Origin of the sequence: Mycobacterium sp. RTGN5, from assembly GCF_033804465.1 — a bacterium.
Lineage (GTDB): Bacteria > Actinomycetota > Actinomycetes > Mycobacteriales > Mycobacteriaceae > Mycobacterium.
The window spans coordinates 18,982-38,786 of sequence record NZ_JAPZLA010000002.1; the positions used below are offsets into that span (position 1 = coordinate 18,982).

At 66.8% G+C, this 19,805-nt stretch carries 21 protein-coding genes; 13 read left to right on the top strand and 8 right to left on the bottom strand.

Annotated features, from left to right (window positions below; translation table 11 throughout):
• Positions 1 to 110: 110 nt before the first annotated feature.
• Together SLQ31_RS12640 and SLQ31_RS12645 are read right to left on the bottom strand one after the other, a co-directional pair.
• Positions 111 to 3,017 carry an MMPL family transporter gene (locus tag SLQ31_RS12640; RefSeq protein ID WP_319433127.1) on the bottom strand — a complete coding sequence of 969 codons (2,907 nt, stop codon included), beginning with the start codon at positions 3,015 to 3,017 and terminating at the stop codon, positions 111 to 113.
• The gene (locus SLQ31_RS12645) at positions 3,014 to 3,445 is read right to left on the bottom strand and encodes an MmpS family transport accessory protein (RefSeq protein WP_319433128.1); all 432 of its coding nucleotides are present in this window, start codon (positions 3,443 to 3,445) and stop codon (positions 3,014 to 3,016) included. Before SLQ31_RS12645 ends, SLQ31_RS12640 begins: the two co-directional genes overlap by 4 nt.
• Positions 3,446 to 3,760: 315 nt before the next feature.
• Here SLQ31_RS12645 and SLQ31_RS12650 point away from each other — a divergent pair, with 315 nt between their 5' ends.
• Together SLQ31_RS12650 and SLQ31_RS12655 are read left to right on the top strand one after the other, a co-directional pair.
• Entirely contained in the window at positions 3,761 to 4,099 is a 339-nt protein-coding gene (locus tag SLQ31_RS12650; protein ID WP_319433129.1) for a DUF732 domain-containing protein, read from the top strand.
• A 6-nt stretch (positions 4,100 to 4,105) separates the two neighbouring features.
• Positions 4,106 to 4,561: an SRPBCC family protein gene (locus SLQ31_RS12655; RefSeq protein WP_319433130.1), complete on the top strand. Its 456-nt coding sequence runs from the start codon at positions 4,106 to 4,108 to the stop codon at positions 4,559 to 4,561.
• Here the strand turns inward: SLQ31_RS12655 and SLQ31_RS12660 are convergent.
• Both SLQ31_RS12660 and SLQ31_RS12665 read right to left on the bottom strand, forming a co-directional pair.
• Positions 4,558 to 5,298, bottom strand: a complete 741-nt coding sequence (locus SLQ31_RS12660) for an SDR family oxidoreductase (RefSeq protein ID WP_319433131.1) — start codon at positions 5,296 to 5,298, stop codon at positions 4,558 to 4,560. The genes SLQ31_RS12655 and SLQ31_RS12660 overlap by 4 nt on opposite strands.
• A 22-nt stretch (positions 5,299 to 5,320) precedes the next feature.
• Positions 5,321 to 5,716 carry a hypothetical protein gene (locus SLQ31_RS12665; protein ID WP_413642280.1) on the bottom strand — a complete coding sequence of 132 codons (396 nt, stop codon included), beginning with the start codon at positions 5,714 to 5,716 and terminating at the stop codon, positions 5,321 to 5,323.
• A gap of 195 nt (positions 5,717 to 5,911) precedes the next feature.
• On the opposite strand from SLQ31_RS12665, the gene crtI reads away from it, so the two are divergent.
• The 7 genes from crtI to SLQ31_RS12700 are packed head-to-tail and all read left to right on the top strand — an operon-like array spanning position 5,912 to position 12,238.
• The gene (gene crtI / locus SLQ31_RS12670) at positions 5,912 to 7,426 is read left to right on the top strand and encodes a phytoene desaturase family protein (protein WP_319433132.1); all 1,515 of its coding nucleotides are present in this window, start codon (positions 5,912 to 5,914) and stop codon (positions 7,424 to 7,426) included.
• Between the two features lie 2 nt (positions 7,427 to 7,428).
• A complete protein-coding gene (locus tag SLQ31_RS12675) occupies positions 7,429 to 8,361 on the top strand; it encodes a phytoene/squalene synthase family protein (RefSeq protein ID WP_319433133.1) in 933 nt (310 codons plus the stop codon).
• Positions 8,358 to 8,684 (top strand): lycopene cyclase domain-containing protein, encoded by a 327-nt coding sequence (locus SLQ31_RS12680; protein ID WP_319434598.1) that lies wholly within the window; start codon positions 8,358 to 8,360, stop codon positions 8,682 to 8,684. The genes SLQ31_RS12675 and SLQ31_RS12680 overlap by 4 nt, the downstream gene beginning before the upstream one ends.
• Positions 8,681 to 9,022 (top strand): lycopene cyclase domain-containing protein, encoded by a 342-nt coding sequence (locus SLQ31_RS12685; protein ID WP_319433134.1) that lies wholly within the window; start codon positions 8,681 to 8,683, stop codon positions 9,020 to 9,022. The genes SLQ31_RS12680 and SLQ31_RS12685 overlap by 4 nt, the downstream gene beginning before the upstream one ends.
• A complete protein-coding gene (locus SLQ31_RS12690) occupies positions 9,013 to 9,714 on the top strand; it encodes a class I SAM-dependent methyltransferase (RefSeq protein WP_319433135.1) in 702 nt (233 codons plus the stop codon). The genes SLQ31_RS12685 and SLQ31_RS12690 overlap by 10 nt, the downstream gene beginning before the upstream one ends.
• Positions 9,711 to 11,246, top strand: coding sequence for an FAD-dependent oxidoreductase (locus tag SLQ31_RS12695; protein ID WP_319433136.1), 1,536 nt, complete (start codon positions 9,711 to 9,713; stop codon positions 11,244 to 11,246). The genes SLQ31_RS12690 and SLQ31_RS12695 overlap by 4 nt, the downstream gene beginning before the upstream one ends.
• Positions 11,243 to 12,238, top strand: coding sequence for a DUF5914 domain-containing protein (locus SLQ31_RS12700; RefSeq protein ID WP_319433137.1), 996 nt, complete (start codon positions 11,243 to 11,245; stop codon positions 12,236 to 12,238). The genes SLQ31_RS12695 and SLQ31_RS12700 overlap by 4 nt, the downstream gene beginning before the upstream one ends.
• On the opposite strand, the gene SLQ31_RS12705 is transcribed toward SLQ31_RS12700, so the two are convergent.
• Complete coding sequence (locus tag SLQ31_RS12705; RefSeq protein ID WP_319433138.1) at positions 12,235 to 13,176, bottom strand: NADP-dependent oxidoreductase; 942 nt, start codon at positions 13,174 to 13,176, stop codon at positions 12,235 to 12,237. The two genes, SLQ31_RS12700 and SLQ31_RS12705, sit on opposite strands and share 4 nt — an antisense overlap.
• A 93-nt stretch (positions 13,177 to 13,269) precedes the next feature.
• Between SLQ31_RS12705 and SLQ31_RS12710 the strand changes: the two genes are divergently transcribed.
• From SLQ31_RS12710 to SLQ31_RS12720, 3 genes are all read left to right on the top strand, one after another.
• Positions 13,270 to 13,773: a MarR family winged helix-turn-helix transcriptional regulator gene (locus tag SLQ31_RS12710; protein WP_319433139.1), complete on the top strand. Its 504-nt coding sequence runs from the start codon at positions 13,270 to 13,272 to the stop codon at positions 13,771 to 13,773.
• Positions 13,774 to 13,808: 35 nt separating this feature from the next.
• The gene (locus SLQ31_RS12715) at positions 13,809 to 14,879 is read left to right on the top strand and encodes a dihydrodipicolinate reductase (RefSeq protein WP_319433140.1); all 1,071 of its coding nucleotides are present in this window, start codon (positions 13,809 to 13,811) and stop codon (positions 14,877 to 14,879) included.
• 106 nt (positions 14,880 to 14,985) lie between these two features.
• On the top strand, positions 14,986 to 16,728 hold the full coding sequence (locus tag SLQ31_RS12720; RefSeq protein WP_319433141.1) for an Hsp70 family protein: 1,743 nt from the start codon (positions 14,986 to 14,988) through the stop codon (positions 16,726 to 16,728).
• On the opposite strand, the gene SLQ31_RS12725 is transcribed toward SLQ31_RS12720, so the two are convergent.
• Genes SLQ31_RS12725 through SLQ31_RS12735 form a run of 3 tightly spaced genes read right to left on the bottom strand, consistent with a single transcriptional unit; the run spans position 16,720 to position 19,066 of the window.
• Positions 16,720 to 17,832, bottom strand: a complete 1,113-nt coding sequence (locus tag SLQ31_RS12725; protein ID WP_319433142.1) for an SAM-dependent methyltransferase — start codon at positions 17,830 to 17,832, stop codon at positions 16,720 to 16,722. The genes SLQ31_RS12720 and SLQ31_RS12725 overlap by 9 nt on opposite strands.
• Before the next feature lies 1 nt (position 17,833).
• Complete coding sequence (locus tag SLQ31_RS12730; protein ID WP_319433143.1) at positions 17,834 to 18,073, bottom strand: DUF1049 domain-containing protein; 240 nt, start codon at positions 18,071 to 18,073, stop codon at positions 17,834 to 17,836.
• 45 nt (positions 18,074 to 18,118) lie between these two features.
• Complete coding sequence (locus tag SLQ31_RS12735) at positions 18,119 to 19,066, bottom strand: SDR family oxidoreductase (protein ID WP_319433144.1); 948 nt, start codon at positions 19,064 to 19,066, stop codon at positions 18,119 to 18,121.
• Between the two features lie 64 nt (positions 19,067 to 19,130).
• Here SLQ31_RS12735 and SLQ31_RS12740 point away from each other — a divergent pair, with 64 nt between their 5' ends.
• Positions 19,131 to 19,805: a TetR/AcrR family transcriptional regulator gene (locus SLQ31_RS12740; protein ID WP_319433145.1), complete on the top strand. Its 675-nt coding sequence runs from the start codon at positions 19,131 to 19,133 to the stop codon at positions 19,803 to 19,805.

A 19,805-nucleotide genomic window follows, 5' to 3' on the forward strand; every position in this document is an offset into this window, starting at 1 on the left:
GACGGCCGGCCTACAGGGCTGTCGTCAAGGATGACAGCAAAGTCATGGCCGGACTTGCCACTGTGCGAACGGGAGCTGAACAGGTTCCGAACAGCCGACGACCCGTCCGGTCAGGTTGGCTGCGACGGCGGCGGCGAACCACCAGGCGCGCCGGCGTCCACCGACGGCCGCTCCGCCGATTCCGCTGGCGACGGCCACGGTTGCGGCAGCGGGCGCTGACGCACCCGCTGGGGCCACCAGAACCACTTCCCGAGCAGGGCCGCGATGGACGGTGTCATGAAGGAGCGGACCACCAGCGTGTCGAACAACAGGCCAAGGGCGATCGTCGTTCCCACCTGGCCACCGACCCGCAGCGGGCTGGCTGACATCGAGGCCATGGTGAAGGCGAACACCAAGCCTGCCGACGTCACCACCGAACCACTGCCGGCCATCGCCCGGATGATTCCGGTGTTCAGCCCCGCATGGATCTCTTCCTTGAATCGGGCCACCAGTAGCAGGTTGTAGTCCGAGCCCACCGCAAGCAGGATGATCACCGCCATCGCGAGCACCAGCCAGTGCAGCGGTTGACCGAGTATGTGCTGCCAGAGCAGCACCGAGAGTCCGAACGACGCGCCAAGCGATAGCACCACCGTGCCCACGATCACCCCGGCGGCCACCACACTTCGGGTGATCACCAACATGATGATGAAGATCAGGCACAGCGCCGAGATCCCGGCGATCATCAGGTCGTAGTTGGCGCCCTGCTGCATGTCCTTGTAGACCGACGCGGTGCCGCCCAGGAAGACCTTCGAGCCCTCGAGCGGGGTGCCCTTGATCGCTTCGAATGCGGCGTTCTTGATCTTGTCGATGTGCGAGATGCCTTCTGGCGTCGCGGGGTCTCCTTCATGGGAGATGATGAACCGCACCGCTTTTCCGTCCGGCGAGACGAACATCTTCAGGCCGCGCTTGAACTCCGGATTATCGAACACCTCGGGCGGCAGGTAGAACGAATCGTCGTTCTTCGACGCGTCGTACGCCTGCCCCAACGCGGTCGCGTTCTGCTGCATGGCGTCCATCTGATCCTGCAGGCCACCCATCGTGGACTGCATCGTCAGCATGGTGGCCTTCATGGTCTTCATAGTCGCGATCATCGGCGGCATGACCTGGACCATCTTCGGCATCAGGACGTCGAGCTTGTCCATGTCGACGACGAGTGCCCCGAGATCGTCACTGAGAGTGTCGATTCCGTCGAGCGAATCGAAGATGGACCGCATCGCCTGGCAGAGCGGGATGTCGTAGCAGTGCGGTTCCCAGTACAGGTAATTGCGGATCGGCCGGAAGAAATCGTCGAAATTGGAGATGTTGTCGCGGATTTGGTTGGTGTCGGCGACCATCTGCTTGGTCTTGCCGACCATGCTGTGCGTGATACCGACCATCTCTTTGGTCAGCGCGAGCATGCGCTCCATGGTGTCGATGGTGACCTGTAGCTCGTCACCCATCTTCAACATGTCCTTCATCCGATCTTGGAGATAGGACATGTTCATCGTCTGGTTGGTGCCCTGCATGCTGATGATGAAGGGGATCGAGGTGTGCTCGATCGGGGTGCCAAGCGGGCGGGTGATCGTCTGTACCCGACCGATGCCGGGAATATGGAAGATCGATCTGGCGACTCGGTCGACCACCAGCATGTCGGAGGGGTTCCGCACATCATGGTCGGTTTCGATGAGTAGCAGCTCGGGATTCATCCGGGCTTGGGGGAAGTGCCGATCTGCGGCCGCGTAGCCCTGGTTGGCGGGGATGTCGCCGGGCAGGTAGTAGCGGTCGTTGTAGTTGGTCTTGTATGTCGGCAGCGCCAGCAGACCGATCAAGGACAATGCGATCGAGGCGACGAGAATCGGTCCGGGCCAACGGACTACCGCGGCTCCGACGCGCCGCCACGTGTGGGTGTTCATCTTCCGCTTCGGTTCGAACATTCCGAACCGGGCGCCGATCGAGATCACGGCGGCGCCAAGGGTCAGTGCCGCAAACACCACGACCAACATGCCGATGGCCAATGGGAAGCCGAGCGATTGGAAGTAGGGCAGTCGGGTGAAGTGCAGGCAGAAGGTAGCGCCCGCGATCGTCAGGCCCGAGCCCAGAATCACGTGCGCCGTGCCGTGATACATGGAGTAGAAGGCCGTCTCGCGGTCCTCGCCGGAAAGCCTGGCCTCGTGGTAGCGGCCTATGAGGAATATCGCGTAGTCGGTGGCCGCCGCTATCGCCAGAGTCGCCAGCAGATTGACCGCGAATGTCGACAGGCCGATGAGCTCGTAGTGGCCGAGGAAGGCGATGACGCCCCGGGCCGCGGTGAGTTCGGTGAACACCATGACCAACACGAGGATCACCGTCGTGATGGACCGGTAGACCAGGAGCAGCATCACGAAGATCACCGCGATCGTGATGCCCTCGATCATCTTGACGGCCGAGTCGCCCGCGTTGTGCTGATCGTGACTCAATGCCGTTGGGCCGGTGACGAAGACCTTGATTCCGGCCGGTGGCGGATTGGCATTGACGATCTTGGTGACCGCGTCGATCGATTCGTTGGCCAGGGCCTCGCCCTGATTGCCCGCCAGATAAATCTGGACGTAGGCGGCCTTGCCATCGGCACTCTGAGAACCGGCGGCGGTCAGCGGATCGCCCCAGAAATCCTGGATGTGCTCGACGTGCTTGGCATCCTCGCGAAGCTTCTGGATCAAGGTGTCGTAGTAGTGATGCGCCTCGGGGCCCAGCTCCTGGTCGCTTTCCAGCAGGACCATCGCGCTGCTGTTGGAGTCGAACTCCTGGAAGGTCTTGCCGACCTGCTTCATCGCCAGCATCGATGGCGCGTCCTCGGGAGCCAACGACACGGTGTGCTCTTGGCTGACCTGCTCCAGCGAGGGCACGGCAACGCTCAGGACGACGACGAGCCCGAGCCAGAGCAGCACGATCGGTACCGAGAACGCCCGGACGAACCGGGGGATGAGTGGGTTCTTCTTGGGCGGGGCCTGGAGGTCGGTCATGCGGACTTCACCAGGCAGAAGGTCTGGGCGTTGACACCGCTTGAGGTCTTCTCATCCTTGAGCACGTCGTCGACCAGGATGCGGCAGCCGATGGTGTCGGTGTCGCCTTGGGCGACGATGTTGGCGCTGGCAGCCGGGGCGGTTGTGGTCAGCGTGAGCGACCACGGCAGCGTGACGTCGCGGGCGATCTGCGGCTGAGCGTCGAGGTCGAGGTAGTTAATCGTTGCCACCGCGCCCTCGGGGCCGAAGATCTGATACGTCACCTCTTTGGGATTGAACGGCTTGGTGTCGTTGGCCAGGCCGCTGCCGGGACGGGTGAGTTCGGTCTTGCCGAAGACGCCGTGCAGCCGGAGGACGCCGAACGCGGCGAGGGCTACCACGAGCACGATGACCAGCGGGATCCACGCCCGCTTCAATGCCTTGACCATTGGACTCCCCGACGAGACTACGAGGCCGACACGGACAGCGCGATAACTCCTTCAGCGCTGTTCGTGAGCGCGGCCGTCCGTCTCATCTCAACCCCATTTTCTTCGTGTCTGGTCGCGACAGCTTAGCTGATTTAACTGAGAGATTAGCTCACTTAACTGTTCGGGACGATACCCCCCGCCAGCTTCGGCAATCGACTCCCCTCGGCGGTTCGTGCCCGAGGTCACATCATCCCCGAAGTGAGATTCGGACGTCACCCCGGGCGAATCTGAGGGATGCCGCTTGCGGTGGTGCTTAGCTGTCCTACAATCTTGCCCATGAACGTTACGAGGCTTGCCATGGCCGCCGTTGCGGCCGTCGCGGCGCCGATCGTCCTGGCCGCGCCGTCGCACGCCGATCCCGACACCGATTTCGCCAACACGCTGCACACCTTCGGGATCTACGGGCCTCGTGACTACAACGCGTGGATCGGCAAGATCACCTGCAAGCGCCTGGCCACCGGCCTGGACAAAGACACCTACACGTCCGCCAAGTTCATCCTGACCAACCTGCCGTTGGGCAGCGACCAGGGTCAGGCGATCCAGTTCCTCGGCGCAGCGATCGCCACGTACTGCCCGGATCAGGTCGGCGTCCTGCAGCGGGCGGCCGTTCAGTAGTTCGCGATGGCCGGCCCCGTCGATCGCGTCCTCAGCGAGGACGTGCCCGGCGCCCCCGACGACGTTCGGGCCCACTACGTCGATCTGAACAACATCAAGGACGTCCACCCGTTGGTGGTGTCGGTCGAGAGCCTCTCGCGGACCGATACCGGTGACGGCTATGTCCAGGTTTATCGCGTGCGTGACCGCATCCCACTGGGTGCGCTGACGCTGCCGATCACCTACACGGCGCGCCTGGAGGTGCCCTCAACCGGCCCGGTGCTGACGCAAGCCCGCCAGTTCCCGGCGGTTCAGCTGGACTCGGTGGTCTCCTTCGAGCCGATACCGGGCGGAACCCGGCTGACCGAACGCATCCGGTTCGCTGCGCCGTGGCCACTGCTGGCTGTCACCGTCCGCCAAGCAGTGGACGCGCACAAAGAGATGCTGGCCGGCATCCGCCGGCATTTTGAGGCTGCCGGCTAGCCTGCGGTTTTGCCGTTGTCGACGTTGTAGACCGAGCCGTGGATGGTGACGGCGTCGTCGCTGGCCAGGAACGCGATCACCTTGGCGACGTCGACCGGCGCCATCATCCCGCGGGGCGCGGCGATCCGCATGATCAGGTTCCAGTCCGCGTCGTCGGGGGTCTTGAACTCGGTCACCTGCGGAGTCAGCATCCCGCCCGGACAGATCACGTTCACCCGCAGCTGTTCCTTGGTGTACTCGATCGCCAGGGCCTTGGTCATGCCGACCAGTCCGTGTTTGGCGGCGCAGTACGCCGCCGAGTAGACCTCGCCCTCGATGCCGGCGATCGACGCCACGTTGACGATATTTCCGCCGACCTCAAGCAGGTGCGGCAGCGCCGCCCGGATCAGGTAGAACGGGCCGTTGAGGTTGACCGCGAGGTCGTAGTCCCAGTCCTCATCGGTGACCGATGTGGTGTTCCGCATCTGGTGAAAGCCTGCCGCGTTCACCAGCACGTCGAGCCTGCCGAATCGCTCGATGCACTGGGCGACGGCGTCCTTGCAGGCCTGCGCGCTGGTGATGTCGACCGACGCGTACGCCCCGCCGGGAACCGATTCGAACACCGTCGCCATCCGGTCGGTGTCGCGCGCGATGCCGAATACGGTGGCGCCCCGCTCGGCGAACAGCTGCGCCGTCGCGGCCCCGAGGCCCGACGATGCGCCCGTCACCAGCGCGACTTTTCCATCCAACTGTGTCAAGGCCCGACCCTTTCTCAAGGGGCTAGGCGTGTACGTCCTTGAGCCCCACTGCGTTGCGCACTCCCGAGCAGTTGTAGCACCCGACACATCCCACGCAGTCAGTGCATCGGGCGCAGCCGATGCAACCCGCGCAGCGACGGCACGCGAAACATGCCAGGCAGCCCACACACTCACGCAACCGCACCGAAAAGACGGTGAGCGCGCTGCCCGCGACGACGGCGCTGCCCGCGGTGGCGACCGACCCGGCGACGACGGCGCTGCCCGCGGTGGCGACCGACCCGGCGACGACGGCACTACCCGCGGTCGCGATCGCTCCGGCGATGAACGCACTCCCGACAGTGGCGATCGAGGTGCTGACCGCGGCGCTGTCGAACGTGCTGATGGATCCGGCGACCACCGCGCTCCGCACGGTGGTGATCGATCCGGCGACGACCGAACTGTCGGCGGTCGAGACCGAGCCGGCAATCCCCGGCGATTCGAGTGGATACGTGGCGAGTGATTTCACGGGTCGAGCATGTCAGCTCGCGCGCGGTCGCGCCGGTGGTACGGCCGCCCGGACCGTTGATTGCAAGAGCATCCTGCTGGGTATCTCCAGCGGGTGCCCCGTAGACCGATGCGTACCGTCCCGGGCGCCGCCGACCACGTCGTGGTGGTCGGTGCCGGTTTGTCCGGGCTGTCGGCCGCACTCCACCTGGCCGGCCGAGGCCGCTCGGTCACCGTGGTCGAGCGCCATTCGTTCCCGGGCGGACGCATGGGCCAGGCCGATATCGCCGGCTATCGGATCGACACCGGGCCGACCGTGCTGACCATGCCCGACATCATCTCCGAAGCGTTCGCCGCGGTCGGGGCATCGATGACCGACCATCTGGACCTCATGCCCGTCGAGCCCGCCTACCGGGCCACCTTCGCCGACGGCAGCGCGCTGGACGTGCACCCCGACGCCGCCGCGATGGCCACCGCAATCGAAGACTTCGCCGGTCCCGAGCAGGCCGCCGGTTATCTGCGGCTGCGCGACTGGCTCACCGAGCTATACCGGCTGGAATTCGACGGGTTCATCGCCGACAACTTTGACTCCCCACTGTCGCTGCTGACCCCGCAGCTGGCCCGCCTGGCTGCCATCGGCGGCTTCCGCGGCTGGGCGCGGATGGTCAGCAAGTTCATCACCGATGAACGGGTGCAGCGGATCTTCACCTTCCAGGCGCTGTACGCCGGTGTGCCGCCGCAACGGGCGTTGGCCGCGTACGCGGTGATCGCCTACATGGACACCGTTGCCGGCGTGTACTTTCCGCGCGGAGGTATGCGCGCGGTGCCCGAGGCGATGGCGGCTGTGGCCGCGGAGGCGGGAGTGACGTTCTGTTACGGCGCGGGCGTGACCGCGCTGGAGCGCACCGGCTCGCGGGTGACCGCGGTGCGCGTGGGAGATGACCGAATTGCCTGTGACGCCGTGATTCTCACGACCGAACTGCCGTTGACCTATCAGTTGTTGGGGCGCACACCGCGGCGCGCGATCAAGGTGCGCCCGGCGCCGTCGGCGGTGGTGGCTCACGTCGGCGTGCCTGCGGTCGGCGAGCGGCTCGCGCATCACAACATCAGCTTCGGGGGCAAGTGGGCAGGCACGTTCGACGAGATCATTCGGGATGGGGTGCTGATGAGCGACCCGTCGCTGCTGGTGACCCGGCCGACCGCGGGGGATCCGAGCCTGGCTCCGCCAGGGCGTGACCTGCTCTATATTCTGGCGCCCACACCGAATCTTGAAGTGGGCGTGGTTGATTGGGATTCGATTGGGCAGGCCTATGCCCATGAGGTGGTGGCCACCGCAACCGCACGGCTGCTGCCCGGGGTGGACGCCGAGATTCTCGAGGTCGTCACACCCGCCGACTGGGCCCGCCAGGGCATGGTCGCGGGCACCCCGTTTGCGCTGGCGCACACGTTCGCCCAGACCGGTCCGTTCCGGCCCGCCAACACGGTTCGCGGCATCGACAACGCCGTGCTGGCCGGCGGATCGACGGTGCCGGGTGTGGGCATGCCCACCGCGTTGATCTCCGGACGGTTGGCCGCCGACCGGGTCACCGGGGTCGTTCCCGAACACTCCGGCAAGCGCACGATCGTCAACTCCGAAAGTAGATAGCGATGATCCATACCGAGTTGCACGCCGCCGGGATCGACGATGTCCAACTGTGCGAGTCCTACCGGTACTGCCGGCGTCTCAACGCCGAGCACGGCCGGACCTACTTCCTGGCCACCCGGCTGCTGGCGCCATCGCAGCGGCCGGCGGTGCACGCGCTGTACGGGTTCGCCCGTTACGCCGACGACATCCTCGACGATATGGACGGCGCCAGCACGGCCGACCGCGAGCAGCGACTTGACCGGTTGTCGGCCAAGTTCTTCAGCGGTACGGCCGACGAGACCGAGCCGGTGCTGGCCGCGGTGCTGCATACCGCGCGCACCTACCGGATCCCACTGGATCTGTTCGACGATTTCTTGACGTCGATGCGGATGGACCTGACCGTCACCGACTATCCTGACCGTGCGGCGCTGAACCACTACATGCGCGGCTCGGCCGCCGTCATCGGTTTGGAGATGCTGCCGATCCTCGGAACGGTCGGGGCCGCGGGCGAAGCCGCACCGTACGCCGAAGCACTGGGCCGGGCTTTCCAGTTGACCAACTTTCTGCGCGATGTCGACGAGGATTTGGAACGCGACCGGGTCTATCTGCCGGCCGACGAACTGGCCGCGTTCGATGTGGACCGCGACGTGCTGATGTGGTGCCACGAACACCGCCAGACCGATGTCAAGGTCCGGCGTGCCCTGTCCGCCCAGCACGACGTCGCCCGCGCCGTCTACCGGGAGGCCCGCAAGGGCATCGCATTGCTCGCACCGCAGTCGAGACCCTGTGTGGCAACAGCGTTCACGCTCTACTCGGAAATCCTCGACCGCATCGAGGCCATCGACTTCGCGGTGTTCAGCCAGCGCGCCTCGGTGGGCGTCGGACGGCGGCTGCGGGTCTTCGGCTCCGGCCTGATCCGGGCCCGTCGTGCCCGCGGATACGGTGCGGCCGCCTGATGGATCGCTGGCAGTACCTGATCGTGCTGGGCGCCTGCCTGCTGATCACCGCACCGTTGGAGATCTTCGGCTCCGGGGTTTACCGCCAACCGCGGCGGCTGCTGTTGTCGGTCGGCCCGGTGGCGCTGGTGTTCGTCGTCTGGGATGCGATCGCGATCGCCGGGCACGTGTGGACCTACAACCCGCGCTATATCAGCGGCATCGACGTCGGGTTCTCGATTCCGTTGGAGGAGCTGCTGTTCTTCATTGTGATCCCGGTGTGCGGCCTGCTGACCTATTCGGCGGTCAGCGCGATGCTCGCGACGTTGCGCGGGCGCCGATGACCGGGCTCGGCTACACACTGCCCGCCGTCGTCGCGGTCGTCGTCGTGGTCGCGGCGGAGCTGGCGGTCTTGCGCACCGGACTGTTCGGCAAGGTCGAATACTGGATCTCGATGGCCATCGTGGTGGGATTCCAGGTGATTGTCGACGGATGGCTGACGAAGTTGTCGGCACCGATCGTCGTCTACAACGAGCAGCACAGCATCGGGGTGCGGTTCCCGTGGGACATCCCGGTGGAGGACTTCCTGTTCGGCTGGGCGATGGTCACCGCTGTGCTGCTGCTGTGGGAACGGCAGCGGCCCCGCCCCAACAACGACGATCGGGATCGACGATGTCGCTAGACGTTCCCGGTGCGTTCGACATCGGAGCCCACGCCTACGACAAGCTGGTCGGCGCAAATCCGGGCTATCACGACCACCTGCGAATCTCGGCGCGGCGGATGCGAATTCCACACGGCGGCCAGGGGATTCGTCTGCTCGATGCCGGCTGCGGGACAGGGGCGTCGACGGCCGCACTACTGGAAGTGGCGCCGCACGCCGAGATCATCGCCGTCGACGCCTCGGCGGGCATGCTGGCCGAGGCGGCCGCGAAGCCCTGGCCCGAGACGGTCCGGTTCGTGCACAGCTCGATCGAGGCCATCACCGAGGCCGGGGTGCACGGCCCGTTCGACGGCATTCTCGCCGCGTATCTGTTGCGCAACCTCGCCGACGCCGACGCTCAACTGCTGGCGTTTCGTCAACTCCTTCGTCCGGGCGGGACGCTGGCCGTACATGAGTACTCGGTGCGGGATTCGCGTGCCGCCACGGCGATCTGGAATGCGGTCTGCTGGGGAATCATCATTCCGTCCGGCTGGCGGCAGACCCGGGACAGCACGCTCTACCGACACCTGTGGCGCAGCGTGAACAACTTCGACGGAGTCGGGTCCTTCCAACGGCGCCTGGCCGCAGCGGGTTTCACCGGTGTGCACAGCGAGACGATGAGTGGGTGGCAGCGCGACATCGTGCACACTTTTTTGGCGGACGTACCGCGATGATCGACGGCCGCCGCGTCACGCACCCGGGCCCCAGCGGGGAGTCCCACACCAGGGCTCTCCCGCGCAAGCCGCATGTCGTTGTCGTGGGGGCGGGCATCGCGGGGCTGGCAGCGGCGACCGGGCTCGCCGAACGCGGTGTGTCCGTTGAGGTCCTGGAACGCCAGGAGTATCTCGGTGGACGGGTCGGTGGCTGGACCGATCAGCTGGGTGACGGCACGCTGGTGGCGAACAACCGCGGCTTTCACGCCTTCTTCCGCCAGTACTACAACCTGCGCGCGCTGTTGCGCCGCGCCGACCCCAACCTCGACCGGCTGCGGGCGGTTGAGGACTACCCGCTCATCGACGGCCACGGTCGTCGTGACACCTTCCGGGGGTTGCCGAAGACCCCGCCGTGGAACGCGCTGGCCTTCGCGCTGCGCAGCCCCACGTTCCGGGTGCGCGACCTGGTGCGGATCAACGCCGTCGCGGCCGCCCCACTGGCCGCGGTGTCGGTCCCCGAGATCTACCAACAACTCGACGACCTGGACGCCGAAACGTTCTTGACCGACATCAACTTTCCGGCCGCCGCCCGCCACCTCGCCTTCGAGGTGTTTGCGCGTAGCTTCTTCGCCAAACCTGAGCGGCTCTCGGCTGCCGAGTTGGCGACCATGTTCCATATCTACTTCCTCGGTTCCAGCGAAGGTCTGGTCTTCGACGTCGCCGAGTCGAACTTCGACACCGCACTGTGGGAACCGTTGGGCCAGTATCTGATCGGCCAGCGGGTGCGGTTGCGCACCGAAGTATCCGCGGAATCGGTGAGTGTCGGCGGAACCAGGGTGCTGCAGGTGCACGACTCGACCGGACGGACCATCGACGCCGACGGCGTGGTGCTGGCCACCGATATCGCGGCGCTGCAAAAAATCGTGGCTGCCTCGCCCGGGCTGGGCGACGACGGCTGGCGCAGACAGGTGTGGCGGTTGCGGACCGCGCCGCCCTTCGTCGTACAGCGGCTCTGGCTGGACCGACCGGTCGACGCCGGCCGGCCGGCATTCCTCGGGACTGGTGGCCTTGAGCCGATCGACAACATCAGCGTGGTCAGTAGCTACGAGTCCCAGGCCGCGGAATGGGCGCGCGCACACCATGGTTCGGTGCTCGAGGTGCACTCGTACTCGGTGGGCGAACCCCCCGACGTCGAGGAGCTGCGTCAGCGCATGATGACCCGGCTGCACCAGCTGTACCCGGAGACCGCGACGGCAGCCATCGTGGGGGAGACGATGTTGGTTCGCGAGGACTGCCCGCTGTTCAGCCCGGGCGCTTTCGCCGACCGGCCGACGGTCGATACCCCGGTCGCCGGTTTGATGCTGGCCGGCGATGGGATCCGAATCGACCTGCCGGTGGCGTTGATGGAGCGCGCGGCCACCACGGGTTGGTCGGCGGCGAACCGATTGCTGGCCGGCTGGGGGCTGGGCGGACATACGCTGCACACCGTTCCGGTGCGGGGCCGCTCACCAGTCCTGCGCTGGCTTGCCAGCCGGGAAAGGCGTGCATCATGAGCCTGCGATCTCGGATGAAAACCATTCCGCTGCAAATAATTCCGAAAGCGGACTGGGCGCGCCAACGACCCACCTACCTCGACGCCCAGCCGGCGGTGATCGACGCCGCGCTGCGGCGCGCCGAGGAACGGCCCAGCGGCAATTGGTATGTATTCGCCGCAAGCACCGATATTCGCACCGACCGGCCCTTCGGCATTCGGGTCGGCGGGACGGATGTCGTGGCGTGGCGCGATCAACAGCTGGAGTTGCACGTCGGGCCGGCGACCTGCCCGCATCTCGGCGCCGACCTCGCAGGCGGAAAAGTGGACTGCGGCGCCCTGATCTGCCCGTGGCACGGCCTGCGGCTCGACGGCGGTCGTGAGTTCGGCTGGAAGCCGTTGCCCGCCTTCGACGACGGCGTGCTGGCGTGGGTTCGGCTCGACGCGCTCGGAGGTGAACCGGCACTGGATGCCCCGGTGATCCCGGCCCGCCCCACCGGGGCGCGGCTGGCGGCGGTGGCCCGGGTGGAAGGTGTCTGCGAACCGTCCGACATCATCGCCAACCGACTCGACCCCTGGCATGGCGCATGGTTCCATCCGTATTCGTTCACCCAGCTGGAGGTGCTCAGCGCACCGCCGGTCGATGCCGGCGAGGAGGCCGACCGATTCCTGGTGGCGGTGACCTTTCGGATGGGACGCCTGGGCGTGCCGGTGATCGCCGAATTCACCGCACCGGGACCACGAACCGTCGTCATGCGGATCGTCGACGGCGAGGGCACCGGCAGCGTCGTCGAGACTCACGCCACCCCGGTCGGGCCCGGACGGGACGGGCGCCCGCGAACCGCGGTGATCGAAGCCGTCGTCGCGCAATCCGACCGCACGGGATTCCACCACTCGCTGCGCGCTGCACCCCTGATCACCCCGTTGATGCGCCTGGCGGCCGCCCGGCTGTGGCGCGACGACCTGGCCTACGCCGAGCGTCGATTTGCGCTGCGCGACAGCGCTTCCGGCTAGTCGGTGGGTGTCAGGATCGTCTTGCCGGGCAGGTGGCCCGCGTCGGCGGCGTCGTGTACGGCAGCGATGTCGGACAGCGGTCGGCGCTCCGCGACGTCTATCCGCAGGTGTCCGGCGTCGACGCGGGCGACCAGGCCGGCCAATTGCGCGGCGTCGCTACGGACAAAGATCCGCTGTGCGCGCAGCCCGCGCTGAGGATCTTCGGGGCCCGATGTCATTGTGCCGACGAAGAATCCGCCGTCGGCGACGACGCCTGCCAACGCCGCCGTCTGTTCCGGTGTGGTGCTGACCAAGTTCAGCACCACATCGAAGAGCTGTCCGTCGAGCGTCAGCGGTGTCGCGTCGTAATCGATGTAGTCGATCAGCCGGTCGGCTCCGTCGCGGCGCAGGCGCTCCGCGCTGGACTGCTTCGTTGTCGCGGTGACGATCGCACCCGCTTGCTTGGCGAGTTGGACCGCATAACCGCCGACCGCTCCGCCGGCACCGTTGATCAGGATCGTCTGCCCGGCCGTCACGTTCGCAATGTCGAACAGGGCCTGCCAGGCCGTCAGCCCAACGGTCGGCAACGCCGCGGAATCGGCCAGTGCCACCGTCTGCGGTGCCGGCGCCAGTACCTCGGCCGGAGCCAGTACGTATTCCGCGGCCGCACCGTCCGCGACCATGGGAAGCAACCCCACGACGGCGTCGCCGACATTCCATGTATCGACCCCGTCGCCGAGTTCGACGATGGTGCCCGCGACATCGATGCCCGGCACATGCGGGAAGCTGATCGGGAAAACCTCGGACAGGTAGCCGCCGCGGATACCGGCATCGACCGGGTTGAACGACGTTCCTGCCACCTGCACCAGAACCTGCCCCGCACCGGGCGTGGGGCGCTCGATGTCGGTGTACTCCAGAACATCGCTGCCGCCGTATCGGTGGTAAATCGCTGCTTTCATGATGACCTCCTGAATTGGTTGCTTCGATATCGAAGCAGTTACACAAGCGGTAACTTGCTTCGAGTTCGAAACATTCCCGGGTACCATGAGTGGATGGCCAAGGCACTCCAGCCCTCGCAGATGCGCACGTATTTCGCCCTCACCGAGGCGGCCAGCCTGCTTCAGTACGCGGTCCAACAACAGCTGCAGTGCGAGGGCGGGCTCAGCTACGTGCAGTTCGAGATCTTGGCCAAGCTCGCCGACGCCGACCGGCCGCTCACCATGACCGAGCTGGCCGACGGGGTGGTCTACAGCCGCAGTGGCCTGACGCATCAGGCCGGTCTGCTGGAGTCTGAGGGGCTCATCACCCGGCAGGCCAGTACCGTCGACCAGCGGGCCACCGTCGTCCACATCACCGACACGGGCCGAGCCCGTCTCGCGAAAGTGTTGCCCGGCCATATCGAGGTCGTCCGCGGCCTCTTGTTCGGCTCGTTGTCGGATCGGGATGTGCGTACCCTCGGCGACCTCATGAGCCGCGTTCGAGACCACATGCGCGACGGGCCACCCCGCTCGGCCGCGCCGCGGAAAAGCCGCACTTCCAAGGACCGGGACAAGTGACCTGATGCCGCGCGACGCGCGGTTAGTCTCCAGCCATGGCGAAGCGAATCGTGATCTGGGGTACTGGTTTTGTCGGCCGGATGGTCATTCCCGAAGTCGTGGCGCACCCCGAGTTCGAGCTGGTTGGGGTCGGGGTCAGCAATCCGGCCAAGGTCGGCGTCGATGTCGGGACGATCTGCGATATCCCCGAAATCGGCCTTGCGGCTACCGATGACATCGACGCGCTGATCGCGCTGAAGCCCGATGCGCTGGTGCATTACGGGCCGACCGCGGCGCACGCCGACACCAACATCGACCTGATTTCCCGGTTCCTGCGGGCCGGTATCGACGTGTGCTCGACGGCGATGACGCCGTGGGTGTGGCCGAAGATGCATCTGAATCCGCCGAACTGGATCGACCCGATCACGCAAGCCTGCGAGGCGGGCCAGTCGTCGTGCTTCACCACGGGCATCGATCCCGGCTTCGCCAACGACTTGTTCCCGCTGACGCTGATGGGCCTGACCTCCCAGGTGCGCCTGGTCCGCGCCTCGGAGCTGCTGGACTACACGAACTATGAAGGCGACTACGAGTTCGAGATGGGTATCGGCCGCGAACCTGAGTTCAAGCCGCTGCTGGAGAATTCCGACATCCTGGTGTTCGCCTGGGGTGCGACGGTGCCGATGATCGCCCACGCCGCCGGCATCGAGCTCGACGAGATCACCACCACCTGGGAGAAGTGGGTGACCCCGACCGAGCGCAAGACCGTCAAGGGTGTCATTGCGCCCGGCCACGTCGCGGCGGTGCGGTTCACCATCAATGGCATCTACCAGGGTGAAACCCGGATCCAGCTGGAGCACGTCAACCGCATCGGTCAGGACGCCGCGCCGGACTGGCCGTCGGGCACCCAGGACGACGTCTATCGAGTCGATATCCAGGGCACCCCCAGCATCTTCCAAGAGACGGCGTTTAGGTTCACAGACGGCTCCGGGCGCGACGCCGCGGCCGCGGGCTGCCTGTCGACCGGATTGCGCGCGCTCAACGCGGTCCCGGCCGTCAACGACCTGCCCCCGGGCTGGGTCACCCCGCTGGAACTGCCCCTGATCCCGGGGCGCGGCACGATTCGCTGAGTAACGTCCCGGGCACCCAGACCGACATCTTTGGAGAATCCGAAGAACGGCGCTGGGGCTACCCGCATGCCTACTTTGCAGGCTGGGGGAGCCCGGATTGGACGACATGACAGACCCAACGAGGCCAGCAGTCGGCCTGTCGGTCGGCGCAACCACATTGTCCGCGGTCACACCGGATAATTCAGTCACTCGTGCCCCGGTAGTCACGCTGCCCGGCGGCGTGGTGATCAATGATTTCGTCGACCGCGTCGGTGACCCGGTCGGCATCGTCGCTTCCGACGGATCGGTCCATCACGCGGCGACTTTGCTGGCCGATGCGCTGCGGTCGCTCGCCTACGCCGCGACGTCGGGCCGGCCGCTGCCGCCGGCCGCCGCGATCACCTACCCCGCGCACTGGCGCCCCGCGGCCGTCGAGGCGTTGCGCGCGGCGATCCGGCAGATCCCCGAGTGGGCGACCGACGAGCCGCTGCTGATCCCGGACACCACGGCCGCGCTGACCGCACTGGCCGCCAACCCCGGGCTGCCGACCCGCGGTGTGATCGCGCTGTGCGACTTCGGTGGCAGCGGGACGTCGGTGACCCTGGTCGATGGGGGCACACACATTGCGCCGACGCTGCGCCACCACGACTTCTCCGGGGACCTCGTCGACCAGGGCCTGCTGGCCCACGTGGTCGCGGAGCTCTCCGCCGGCGGAGAGCTCGACGTCACCGGCACCTCGGCGATCGGGTCGCTGACCCGGCTGCGGGCTCAGTGCCGGGCGGCCAAGGAGCGGCTGTCGACTACCACGGTCACCGCCCTGCCCGCCGAATTGCCCAACTTCCGCGGCGACGTCCGGCTCACGCGCACCGAGCTCGACGACGCGATGGGCCGCGCCCTTGGCGAGTTCGTCGCCGTCCTGCAGGACACCTTGGAACGGGCCGGCGTGCGGCCCGCGGACCTGGCCGCGGTCGCCACGTTCGGCGGAGCGGCCGCCATCCCGGTGATCACCACGGCGCTGTCCGAGCACCTGCGGGTTCCGGTGATCACCACCCCGCGCCCGGGCCTCACCGGTGCGATCGGTGGCGCGCTGCGCGCCGCGCGGGGACCGGCCGACGACAGCGCCACCGCGATGGCCCCGGCGCCGGTCGTGCTCGCGGCGCCCGTTGCGCCGTTCGAACAAGCCCCCGCGACCGGTGCCGCCCTGGCCTGGTCGCAGGCGCCCGACGTGCCGGACCTGGCACCGCTGGCTGAGCCGATGCCGGTGAAGGAACCCGTCGCGCCCATCGCCCGACCCATGCTGGATTTCGAGCCCGATCCCGTCGATCCCGCGAGTGCCAAGGAAAGCGCGCCGGCCTGGTATCGGCGGCCGATGCCAGTGGTGGCCGCCGCCCTTGGGGTGATCCTCCTGGCCGGTGCCGGAACGGCGGTGGCGCTCACCGCCGACAGCAGCGTCGCTCCCGTCACGCCCACGCCGAGCATCACCTCCACGCCGCAGGCCGCACCGGCGCAGGCGCCGGCCCCGGCGAGTGGCGACCCGTCCTCGGCACCCGTTTCGAATCAGGCGGTGCAGCAGGCACCCGCAGCACCGGTGCAGCAGGCGCCGGCCCCGGTGACGGTGGTGCAGCAGGCTCCGCCGCCACCGCCGGTCACGGCTGAGGCGCCGCCACCGCCGCCGCCGGTCACCGAGACTCAGACGACGACCGTCGTCACCACCGAGGTGTCCACGCCGCCACCGGTGACCGAAACCCAGACTGTCGCGCCACCGACGTACTCGCAGCCGCCCCAGCAGCCGCGGTTCATCCCGACGATTCCACCGATCCCGACAATTCCGGGTCTGCCGCAGATCTTCGTCCAGCCGCCGTCAGGCTGAGCGGCGCCGCTTGGCCAGGACCACCATGGCCAGCGGGATCGACATCTGGGCGGGTGCCGCCGCCAGCTGCGCGGCCACCGAGGCCTCCAGTTGCTCGACGAACTCTCGGCGTCGCTTGCTGCGCCGGTCGCGCCCCCGGTCGGGGTCGGGGTCCACATCCACCGCGGCAGCCAGGATCGGAAATATCGAAGCACGAAGGAACTCAGCCCAATTCGCGCCGAAGGCTCGTTCGTCCTTGTCGCTCTGGAATTGCGACCAGAACCGGTCGTCGCCGTCCACCATCTCGAGGTGCTCGATTTCGAGGCCTTCGAATCGGCCCGAAGGGGCGAACGGCGCCCGGAAAGCCTTCTCGTCGCGGCCAGTCGACGGCATCGACATCCGGCGCACCTCGTCGGCGGTGACCAGGCCGTCGTCGACGAATTGGGCCAGGGCCGACATGATCGCGTCGAACGCGGCCTTGAATCCCGAACTGCCATCGGGTTCCAAGCCGACGGTCAGCACCACCAACCGGCCCCCTGGCGCCAGTTCACGACCGCGGAACGCGACGAAATCCCGCCAGTCCTCGGCGGCCTGGCGAGCGTAGGCGCGGCGGGCTTCGTCGTCGGTGCTGAAGGAGATCTCCACGTGATCGGGGATCGGCGTGGGCACCTTGCGGAGCCAGTGGATGGCCCATGAACTCCAGCCCAGCGCGATGCTGTCCGAGGGCAGGATCTGGGCGTAGAACGAGCGGCCCACCACCGAGGCGTAGGTCGCGGAGTCCTTCTTGAGGTAGCTGTCCTGGTCATCGGCCAGGGTGGAGAACAGCGTGGTGAAGTCGTTGCCGGGCACATCGGTGTGCGCCACCAGGATGGCGTGGTCGGAGCGAGTGCGCTTGCGGATGGCGGCGATTGCCGCACTGATCGGTAGCAGCGAGTTGTAGCCCGTGGCCGCACCATAGTCGGCAATGGCGATGGGTTGCGGCGCCCGGGGGATGGCGACGTTGCGTGCTGCTTCTTCGAAAAGGATTGTGGCAGGACGCAATCCAGCCGCTTGCAGTCGCGAGGATTCGGTGTAGGTGTGGCTGTCCACCGGTATTGGACGCACCACGATGCTGGACTCGCGCATGTCAGTTCTTGCGACGGCGGTGCAGCAACAGTCCGACCACGATTCCCACGACCAGCATCGCGGTCAGCAACAGCCACATCGGGTATTCGACGCTGATCCACAGGACGTGCACCCGCTGGCGCGCGCGGTTCTGGGCGATGAATATCGCTGCCAGCACCACCAGGGTGATGGCCAGCCAGTAGCGCAGGGCGAAACGTCGCACGCTACCGCCGGTGGGCTTGGCGACTTCCTCTGGCGACATGACAACCTCCCGTTCCGTCAGGAGATTGACGCTAGTCGCTGTCCGCTAATTCGTCGGATAACTCACGCCGGTGAGCTGTTCGGATAATTGCCACAGGCGCCGGCAGTCCTCGGCATTGGCGGCGCGGTCGGTGATCTTCGCCTCGGTGACCCCGCCGCCGGCGAACTCCTGGAAGCCGCGAGGGCCGTAGAACTCGGCCCCGTGGGCCTTCGGGTCGGCGGCCGCATACAGCACCGGCACGATGCCTTCGTCGACCTCCTGCCACATGAATGGCATGTAGCGCCAGCTGAACTGGTAAAAGCGGGCCATTGCCGTCGGCTTCTCGCGACCGTGCGACGGCCCACTGATCTGCAGGTTGGTTTTGCACAGGCCGGGGTGGGCAGCGTTGGACATCAACCCCCATCCGAGCCGGCGGCTGAGCCGGTCGAGTTCGAGCGCGAACATCAGCGTCGCGATCTTGGACTGTCCGTAGGACAGGTTGGCCGAGTAGGTGCGCTCGAAGTTGGGATCGTCGAAGTTGATCCGGCCGAAGCGGGCGGCGAGGCTGCTCAGGGACACCACGCGGGGACTGTCGGCGGCGCGCAGCAGCGGCAACAGATGAGCGGTCAGCGCGAAGTGGCCCAGATGGTTGCTGCCGAATTGCAGCTCGAAACCGTCGGCGGTGGTGTCCCGCTGGGGCGGCTGCATGACGCCGGCGTTGTTGACCAGGATGTCGATCGGCCGCCCTTCAGAGTTGAGTTCTTCGCCGAGCGCGGCGACGCTGGCCAGCGATGACAGGTCGAGGTTCTTGATGGTCAGCTTGGCGTCGGGGACCTGCGCGCGGATCTCGGCGATCGCCGCCTCACCTTTGGTGCGGTTGCGGATCGCCATGACGACATCGGCGCCGGCGGCCGAAAGGCGCTTGGTGACGCCGAGGCCCAGCCCGCTGTTGGAGCCGGTGACGACGGCGAATTTCCCGGAGAGGTCAGGGATGGTCAGGGCGAGATCAGTCATGTGGGCGACGCTAACAGAACAACGGTCTGATAACAAGAGAACGGAGGTCTGCTAAATTGTCGCTGTGAACTCGACGTTCCAGCGCGCCCGGCGACCCGAGCAGTTGGCCGCCCGGCGCTCGGCGATCCTGGCGGCGGCTCGCGGCGCGCTGGCCGAGCGGGGTGTCGACGAGATCACCCTGCGCGATATCAGCGAACGGGTCGGCCTGGCGAAGTCCAATGTGCTGCGCTACTTCGACACCAGGGAAGCGATCTTTCTCGAGGTGCTCGACGAGGAGTGCCGGGGCTGGCTGACCGATCTGGAGAACCGGCTCGGGCCGCCACGAGCACGAAAGTCCGGGTTCACCAACGAGATTCGGATGGCGGACATCCTCACCGACACGCTGGTGGAGCGACGGCTGTTGTGTGAGCTGCTCGGCGCGATGGCCGGTGTGCTGGAACGCAACATCGCGGGGGACTTCGCCCGTGACTTCAAAATCCGGGCCATGGGAAGCATCGCGGCGTTGTCCGATCTGGTGGGTCGCCAGCTGCCGTGGCTGTCCGAGGAATTCGTGGCATTCTTCGGCGAGGGGGCATTGAGCCTGGTGGCTGGCATGTATCCGTTCTCAGTGCCCACCGATGCGGTGCGTCAGGTGATCGGCGAGCTCGGGTTTCCCGATCCGCATGAGCGGTTCGTCGGCGGCCTCCGAACCGGCCTGTCGACCTGGCTGATAGGCGCAGCGGCACAAAGCCCGGCGTGA

Coding starts and splice junctions, on each gene's coding strand:
- SLQ31_RS12640 (WP_319433127.1), bottom strand. CDS start 3,017: ATGACCGACCTCCAGGCCCCGCCCAAGAAGAACCCACTCATCCCCCGG.
- SLQ31_RS12645 (WP_319433128.1), bottom strand. CDS start 3,445: ATGGTCAAGGCATTGAAGCGGGCGTGGATCCCGCTGGTCATCGTGCTC.
- SLQ31_RS12650 (WP_319433129.1), top strand. CDS start 3,761: ATGAACGTTACGAGGCTTGCCATGGCCGCCGTTGCGGCCGTCGCGGCG.
- SLQ31_RS12655 (WP_319433130.1), top strand. CDS start 4,106: ATGGCCGGCCCCGTCGATCGCGTCCTCAGCGAGGACGTGCCCGGCGCC.
- crtI (WP_319433132.1), top strand. CDS start 5,912: ATGCGTACCGTCCCGGGCGCCGCCGACCACGTCGTGGTGGTCGGTGCC.
- SLQ31_RS12675 (WP_319433133.1), top strand. CDS start 7,429: ATGATCCATACCGAGTTGCACGCCGCCGGGATCGACGATGTCCAACTG.
- SLQ31_RS12685 (WP_319433134.1), top strand. CDS start 8,681: ATGACCGGGCTCGGCTACACACTGCCCGCCGTCGTCGCGGTCGTCGTC.
- SLQ31_RS12690 (WP_319433135.1), top strand. CDS start 9,013: ATGTCGCTAGACGTTCCCGGTGCGTTCGACATCGGAGCCCACGCCTAC.
- SLQ31_RS12695 (WP_319433136.1), top strand. CDS start 9,711: ATGATCGACGGCCGCCGCGTCACGCACCCGGGCCCCAGCGGGGAGTCC.
- SLQ31_RS12700 (WP_319433137.1), top strand. CDS start 11,243: ATGAGCCTGCGATCTCGGATGAAAACCATTCCGCTGCAAATAATTCCG.
- SLQ31_RS12705 (WP_319433138.1), bottom strand. CDS start 13,176: ATGAAAGCAGCGATTTACCACCGATACGGCGGCAGCGATGTTCTGGAG.
- SLQ31_RS12710 (WP_319433139.1), top strand. CDS start 13,270: ATGGCCAAGGCACTCCAGCCCTCGCAGATGCGCACGTATTTCGCCCTC.
- SLQ31_RS12715 (WP_319433140.1), top strand. CDS start 13,809: ATGGCGAAGCGAATCGTGATCTGGGGTACTGGTTTTGTCGGCCGGATG.
- SLQ31_RS12720 (WP_319433141.1), top strand. CDS start 14,986: ATGACAGACCCAACGAGGCCAGCAGTCGGCCTGTCGGTCGGCGCAACC.
- SLQ31_RS12725 (WP_319433142.1), bottom strand. CDS start 17,832: ATGCGCGAGTCCAGCATCGTGGTGCGTCCAATACCGGTGGACAGCCAC.
- SLQ31_RS12730 (WP_319433143.1), bottom strand. CDS start 18,073: ATGTCGCCAGAGGAAGTCGCCAAGCCCACCGGCGGTAGCGTGCGACGT.
- SLQ31_RS12735 (WP_319433144.1), bottom strand. CDS start 19,066: ATGACTGATCTCGCCCTGACCATCCCTGACCTCTCCGGGAAATTCGCC.